This window comes from Bradyrhizobium sp. ORS 375, assembly GCF_000239775.1.
Taxonomy (GTDB): domain Bacteria; phylum Pseudomonadota; class Alphaproteobacteria; order Rhizobiales; family Xanthobacteraceae; genus Bradyrhizobium.
Window position 1 is genome coordinate 1 of the sequence record NZ_CAFI01000226.1, and the last position, 6621, is coordinate 6621.

Below are 6621 nucleotides of genomic sequence, written 5' to 3' on the forward strand. Positions count from 1 at the left end.
TGCTCTGCCCGCAGGGTGAGAGCTCGATTCATCAACAATCCGCACCGAGACGCGTGATGCGTGTCGTCGGTGGACGGCTGAAGGGCCGCAACATCGCCTCGCCCGCGTCGCGCGATATCAGGCCGACGCAGGACCGGCTGCGCGAGGCGCTGTTCAACATCCTCGTGCACGCCTACGACAACCCGATCGACGGCGCGCGCGTGCTCGATCTCTTCGCCGGCACCGGCGCGCTCGGTATCGAGGCGGTGTCGCGCGGGGCTGAGTTCACCTTGTTCGTCGACAATGGCGCCGAGGCGCGGGCGCTGTTGCGCAACAATGTCGAGGCGCTGGGGCTGGGTGGTGTCACCAAGGTGTACCGCCGCGACGCCACCAATCTCGGCCCGGCGCATCCGGTCGAGCCGTTCGCACTGGTGTTTCTCGATCCGCCCTATGGCAAGGGCCTGGCGGAGACGGCGCTGGCGTCGCTGCGCGACGGCGGTTGGCTGGTGCCATCGGCCTTGCTGGTGGTCGAGGAGTCCAAAAGCGCTGCGGTCAAGGCGCCCGAGGGATTTGAAGAACTCGAGCGGCGCGCTTACGACGACACCGAATTCGTTTTCTTGCGCCGCTCCTGATCCTCGCTCGGTGTCGCCCCTGCGAACGCAGGGGCCCATAACCACAGGGTCATGTTGGGAAGCAGGCTGATCGCCACGTCGTTCTTTTTCCTCACGGCTGCTGCGGCGTATGGGTCCCGGATCAGCGCCGCCGCGGCGCTTTGCGCCGCTGCGGCTTGTCCGGGACGACACCGGATTTGGAGCTATCGTCGTGGCCTCAATCGTGGTCGCTATCTCCTCCCGAACAGCTTCTCGACATCGGCGAGCTTGAGCTCGACATAGGTCGGGCGGCCGTGGTTGCACTGGCCGGAGTTCGGCGTGTCCTCCATCTCGCGGAGCAACGCGTTCATCTCCTCGGGCTTGAGGCGGCGGCCGGCGCGCACCGAACCGTGGCAGGCCATGGTGGCAGCGACGTGCATCAGGCGGCGCTCCAGCGGCAGCGCCTCGCCCCATTCCTCCATGTGCTCGGCGAGGTCGCGCAGCAGCGCCGACGCATTGATCTTGCCGAGCAGCGACGGCGTCTCGCGCACGGCGACGGCGCCGGGGCCGAAGGATTCGATTGCCAGGCCAAACGAGGCGAGCTCATCAGTTCGCGCGAGCAGCGACTCGACGGTGGCCTCATCGAGCTCGACGATATCCGGGATCAGCAGGATCTGCCGCTGTACGCCGTGCGCCGCGAGCGACGCTTTCAATCGCTCATAGACGATGCGCTCATGCGCGGCGTGCTGGTCGACGATGACGAGGCCGTCACGTGTCTGCGCCACGATATAGGTGTCGTGGATCTGGGTGCGCGCGGCGCCCAGCGGGCGGTCGAGCAGGTCGGGTGCGGCCGGCTGCTCGTGCAGGCGCAGATCGGCGCGCGGACCGCCGACGTCGAACGCCGCCTGCATCGGCTCGGCGAAAGCGGCGGGCGAGTAGGCAGTTGCGGCAGGCATCGGCGCGTCATCATAGCGCGGCACCGGAGCGACCGGCGCCGACGGCGAGCGCTGCCAGTCCCAGTTCATCGGCCCAGGGCTGGGCCGCGGCGGCGTGAACGCCGGGCGGAACGCCGCGATGGTCGCGCCGCCGTCATTGGCCGCGGTGCGGCGGCCTTCGCGGGCGAGGCCTTCCTTCAGCGCGTGAATGATCAGTGCGCGGACGAGACCGGCATTGCGGAAGCGCACCTCGGTCTTGGCCGGATGCACGTTGGCATCGACCTCGCGCGGATCGAGCGTGACGAATAGCGCCACGACCGGATGGCGGTCGCGCGGCAGATAGTCCGCGTACGCTGCGCGCACCGCGCCGAGGATCAGCTTGTCTCGCACCGGGCGGCCATTGACGAACAGATACTGCCCGAGCGCATTGGCCCGCGTCAGCGCCGGTGCCGCGGCGAAGCCTTCGACGACGACATGGTCGCGCTCGCTGCGCACCGCGATCGCATGGCTGCGGAAGTCGGCGCCCAGGATGTCGCCGAGCCGCGTCAGCTGACCCGGCGCGCCGGGCAAAGCGGCGGCCCAGGTCACCGGCGCGCGCTCCTCGCCGGCCAGCGTGAAGGCGATGTCCGGCCGCGCCATCGCCAGCCTTCGCACCACCTCGCGGATCGCCTCGGCCTCGGTGCGGTCGGTCTTGAGGAACTTCAGCCGCGCCGGCGTGGCGTGGAAGAGATCGGCGACCTCGACGCGGGTGCCTTGATTCAGCGCGGCCGGCACGATCTCTGACTTGTCGCCGCAATCGACCGTGATGCCCCACGCATGCGGCTCGCCCTTGTGCCGCGTCGTGATCGACAGCCGCGCCACCGAGCCGATCGACGGCAGCGCCTCGCCGCGGAACCCGAGCGTGCGGATCTGCAGGAGGTCTTCATCGTCCAGCTTCGACGTCGCATGACGCTCGACCGCGAGCGCGAGGTCAGCTGCGGTCATGCCGCCGCCATCATCAGTGATCGCAATCTTCCGCCGGCCGCCGCCATCGGTGAAGATGTCGATGCGGCTGGCGCCGGCGTCGATCGCGTTCTCGACCAGCTCCTTGACGACGCTCGCGGGCCGTTCGACCACCTCGCCGGCGGCGATGCGGTTGATGACCTGTTCGGGAAGCTGGCGGACGGGCATGACTTGAACTTGGGTGGCTTGGATTTTGAAGGCACGCGTCGCCGTGAGAATAGCGTTTTTTATGCAGTGCGGCAGGCGAAAGCCGCGTTCTCCAACGGGATTGTGGGGCGGGCGGGGCCAGTATATCGTTTCGCCAAAATCACAATCTGCCGGAGGAAGCCCATGTGCCGTCTGTTCGCACACCAGCCTCAGCGCGATTATGAGTCGCAGACCCGCTCTTTGCGGATCGGCGGCCATAGCACGTCGATCCGGCTCGAAATGGCGTTCTGGGACACGCTCGAAGAGATCGCCGCGAAGGAAGGCATGAGTCTCGCCAAATTCGTGACCACGCTTTACGCCGAGGTGCTCGATCATCACGGCGAGGTGAAGAATTTCGCGTCGCTGCTGCGGTGCTCCTGTCTGATCTATCGGGCGAAGGCTACCGCGGCGATGCCGGAGTTTACCGCGGCGGCGATCATGGACGCGGCGGAGTAGGGCGCGAGGCCATCCCTCGATACGCGCTTGCAGAGGGTTCTCAGGACCTTCTTGGCGAACCGATCTGCTTTTGCGTTCACGTCTCTCCGCGCCGTCATGGCCGGGCTCGTCCCGGCCATCCACGTCGTACGGCGTACGAGGAGCCACGTGGATGCCCGGGTCAAGCCCGGGCATGACGAGTAACAAATTGCGACGCGGAATCTGGGCGGCGTCCAGGACTTAAATCTCCTTCTTCTGCATCGCGCCCGCGATGTAGTCGGCCTGGCGGATCGCCAGCGCCACGATGGTCAGCGTCGGATTGCACGCCGCGCCCGTGGTGAACTGGCTGCCATCCGACACGAACAGGTTCTTGACGTCATGCGTCTGGCCGAACTTGTTGACGACGCCGTCCTTCGCCTTCTCGCTCATCCGGTTGGTGCCGAGATTGTGCGTCGAGGGATAGGGCGTGGTCGGATAGGTCACCGTCGCGCCGACCGCCTCGTAGATCGCCGAGCCCTGCTTGTAGGCGTGGGCGCGCATCGCCACGTCGTTGGGGTGATCGTCGAAATGCACTGAGGCCACCGGCATGCCGAACTTGTCCTTGGCGACTGGATCGAGCGTGATGCGGTTGGTTTCCTGCGGCATGTCCTCGCCGACCAGCCACATGCCGGCCATGCGCGGATAGGTCTCCATCGCCGCGGTGAAACTGCGGCCCCAGGCGCCGGGATTGAGGAACGCCGCCATGAACGGAAGACCCAGCGACAGCGTCTCCATCTCGTAGCCGCCAACGAAGCCGCGCTTCGGATTGAACGCCGCCTCGTCGCGCACGATGCCGGCCATCGTGGTGCCGCGATACATGTGCACCGGGTTCTCGAACGTCGCATAGACGCTGCCCGTCATGTGCCGCATGTAGTTGCGGCCGACCTGGCCCGAGGAGTTCGCAAGGCCGTCCGGGAACATGCTGGAGGCGCTGTTGAGCAGGAGCCGCGGGCTCTCGATCGAATTGCCGGCGACCGCGACGATGCGGGCTTTCTGCAACTGCATCTTGCCCTCGCCGTCGGCATAGACCACGCCGGTGACCTTGCCGGATGCGTCATGCTCGATCTTGATCGCCATGCAGCCGGGGCGCACCTCGAGATTGCCGGTGGCCTCGCCCTTCGGGATCTCGGTGTACAGCGTCGACCATTTCGCACCGGACTTGCAGCCCTGGAAGCAGAAGCCGATCTGCTGGCAGGCGCCGCGGCCGTCGCGCGGCTGCGAGTTGATCGCCATGTTGCCGGTGTGCACGGTCTTGTAGCCGAGCTTGCGGGCGCCGGCCTCGAGGACCTTGAAGTTGTTGTTGCCGGGCAGGCCGGGGATGTCGTTGGTGCGCGTCACGCCCATCTTGAACTCGGCCTTGGCGTACCACGGCGCCATCTCGGCGAGCGTCACTGGCCAGTCGAGCAGGCTTGCGCCAGGCTGCGCGCCATAGGTGGTGCGCGCCTTGAACTCATGCTCCTCGAAGCGCAGCGAGGCGCCGGCCCAGTGCACGGTCGAGCCGCCGACCGCTTTCACGATCCACGCCGGCAGGTTTGGGAAGTCCTTGGCGACGCGCCAGGTGCCGGAGGTCGTGCGCATGTCCGACCAGGCGAGTTGCGTAAAGCTCTCCCATTCGTCGTTGATGAAGTCGGGGATCTCGTAACGGCCGCCGGCCTCCAGGATCACGACCTTGATGCCCTTCTGTGCGAGCTCGTTGCCCAGGGTGCCGCCGCCGGCGCCGGAGCCGACGATCACCACCACGCCTGAATCGTTCAGATCGAATTTTGCCATTGTGGTTTCCTCCGTGTTCTCTTTGTTGTTCGCCAGCGTCAGGCCTCGACGTCACGCCTTGGGCAGCCAGTCGATGTCGGAGAAGCCACGGTTGATGTAGCCGCCATGCTCGGCGGAGGAGCCTTCGTAGCCGAACTTCGGCCAGACCTCCTTTTGATTGTAGAGCGACACCACGAGGTCGCCGCGCAGCGTTTTGAAGAAGGTGGTCTGCTCGATCCCCTGCAGCAGCGCGACGCGATCCGTCTCCCACGGCACCTGCGCATACGGCACCTTGTGACGGTCCTTCGCGTCCTGGTCGAGGCGGGCAATGCCGTCGGTGATCATCGCCTTGACGGCGGCGTCCGCGGCGGCCTTGTCGTCCCACGGCTTGACCGCGACGATGTAGTAGCGGTCGGCGAGGAAGTCGTGCGGATAGATGTCGCGCGCGACCTTCACCAGCGTCTTCAGGGCCGCCGGCGTCAACGCCTTGGCATCCTCGGCCCAGGCGTCGGTGACGCCGACGCCGGTCGCGGACGCAACGGCGGCGGCCGGCACGGTGGCGGCCGCTCCCTTGAGAAAGACGCGGCGGTCGTATTTGTTGCGGCGATCGACTTCTCTCATGGCACTTTCCTCCGTGTGTTTTTGTTTGTGACGTGGCGTGGATTGCGGATCAACCGAAACGGCCGCCGCGTTGGATCACCTCGATCTTGTAGCCGTCGGGATCGCTGACGAAGAAGAAGCGCGCGAGCGTCGCGCCATTGTGCTTGAAGTCGCGCAAGGGACCCGGCGCCAGGTTCTCGCGTTCGAACCGGGCATGCTCGGCATCGAGATCATCGACCACGACGGCGAGATGGCCGTAGCCGTCGCCGAGCGTGTAGGGCTCCTTGCGATCGAAATTGACGGTCAGCTCGACCTCGAACGGCGACGATGGGTGACGCAGGTAGATCAAAGCAAAGCTGTCGAAGCGGAGGTTGTCGGCGATCTCCAGGCCGAAGGCGCGCTTGTAGAAATCCAGCGCCTTGGCCTCGTCGAAGACGCGGATCATGGAGTGAACGGGCTTTGCCATCTCAATTGTCCTTCAGATAGTTGATGATCGCGGCGCGCACGTCCGGCTTGGCCTGGCGATAGGCCATCACGGCGCCGGGGATCAGCTCTTGCGGATTGCTCAGCCAAGCGTCGAGCTTGGCCTCGTCCCAGGCGAAATCGGCCTTGGCGAAGCCGGCCGAATAACGGAAGCCTTCGATCGAGCCGGCACGGCGGCCGACGACCTTCGACAGCGGTGGCCCCTGCCGCATCGGCTCGGCGCTGCTCATCGTGTGACAGACGCCGCATTGCTGCTTGAACAGGGTGGCGCCGTCGACGGGCTTGGGTGATGGCAGCGCCATCTGCGCTGATGCGCTCGCGGTGCTCAGCACCGCGCCGCAAAATAGCCCGAAGAAAACAGGCGCAAATTGCGCCGCACGCCATCCCGACATTGATCCTCGCTCTCGTTTTTCCTGAGAGTAGGTCGCAGTGAACGCGGCGTGGTAGTAGCCGGCTGTTTCAGCGAGAACAAAGCGGGCGCAGCTGTTTGCAGCGCGGAAGGTGTGTCAGCATTGCAGACGGATCGTCGTGTGATAGGTCCACGAGAGAGGATACTGACGCATCTTTTTGTGCCACACCCACCGTCATTCCGGGGCAAGGCCGCAGGCCTTGAACCCGGAATC

General features: G+C 65.9%; 7 protein-coding genes. 2 read left to right on the forward strand and 5 right to left on the reverse strand.

The window, feature by feature from the left end; genetic code table 11:
- Nucleotides 1-56 precede the first annotated feature (56 nt).
- Nucleotides 57-611, forward strand: coding sequence for a 16S rRNA (guanine(966)-N(2))-methyltransferase RsmD (gene rsmD, locus BRAO375_RS18580; protein ID WP_009029001.1), 555 nt, complete (start codon nt 57-59; stop codon nt 609-611).
- Nucleotides 612-820: 209 nt separating this feature from the next.
- On the opposite strand, the gene mutL is transcribed toward rsmD, so the two are convergent.
- Nucleotides 821-2674: a DNA mismatch repair endonuclease MutL gene (gene mutL, locus BRAO375_RS18585; protein WP_009029003.1), complete on the reverse strand. Its 1854-nt coding sequence runs from the start codon at nt 2672-2674 to the stop codon at nt 821-823.
- Nucleotides 2675-2836: 162 nt separating this feature from the next.
- Here mutL and BRAO375_RS18590 point away from each other — a divergent pair, with 162 nt between their 5' ends.
- Nucleotides 2837-3148, forward strand: a complete 312-nt coding sequence (locus BRAO375_RS18590; protein ID WP_009029004.1) for a ribbon-helix-helix domain-containing protein — start codon at nt 2837-2839, stop codon at nt 3146-3148.
- A 219-nt stretch (nt 3149-3367) separates the two neighbouring features.
- Here the strand turns inward: BRAO375_RS18590 and BRAO375_RS18595 are convergent, their stop codons facing one another.
- From BRAO375_RS18595 to BRAO375_RS18610, 4 genes are read right to left on the reverse strand one after another with little or no spacing between them, the layout of a single operon-like run.
- On the reverse strand, nt 3368-4936 hold the full coding sequence (locus tag BRAO375_RS18595; protein WP_009029005.1) for a GMC family oxidoreductase: 1569 nt from the start codon (nt 4934-4936) through the stop codon (nt 3368-3370).
- Between the two features lie 51 nt (nt 4937-4987).
- On the reverse strand, nt 4988-5536 hold the full coding sequence (locus BRAO375_RS18600; RefSeq protein ID WP_009029006.1) for a hypothetical protein: 549 nt from the start codon (nt 5534-5536) through the stop codon (nt 4988-4990).
- Nucleotides 5537-5585: 49 nt separating this feature from the next.
- Nucleotides 5586-5981, reverse strand: a complete 396-nt coding sequence (locus BRAO375_RS18605; RefSeq protein ID WP_035641022.1) for a VOC family protein — start codon at nt 5979-5981, stop codon at nt 5586-5588.
- 1 nt (nt 5982) lies between these two features.
- Nucleotides 5983-6300 carry a c-type cytochrome gene (locus BRAO375_RS18610; protein WP_009029008.1) on the reverse strand — a complete coding sequence of 106 codons (318 nt, stop codon included), beginning with the start codon at nt 6298-6300 and terminating at the stop codon, nt 5983-5985.
- Between the last annotated feature and the right edge of the window lie 321 nt (nt 6301-6621).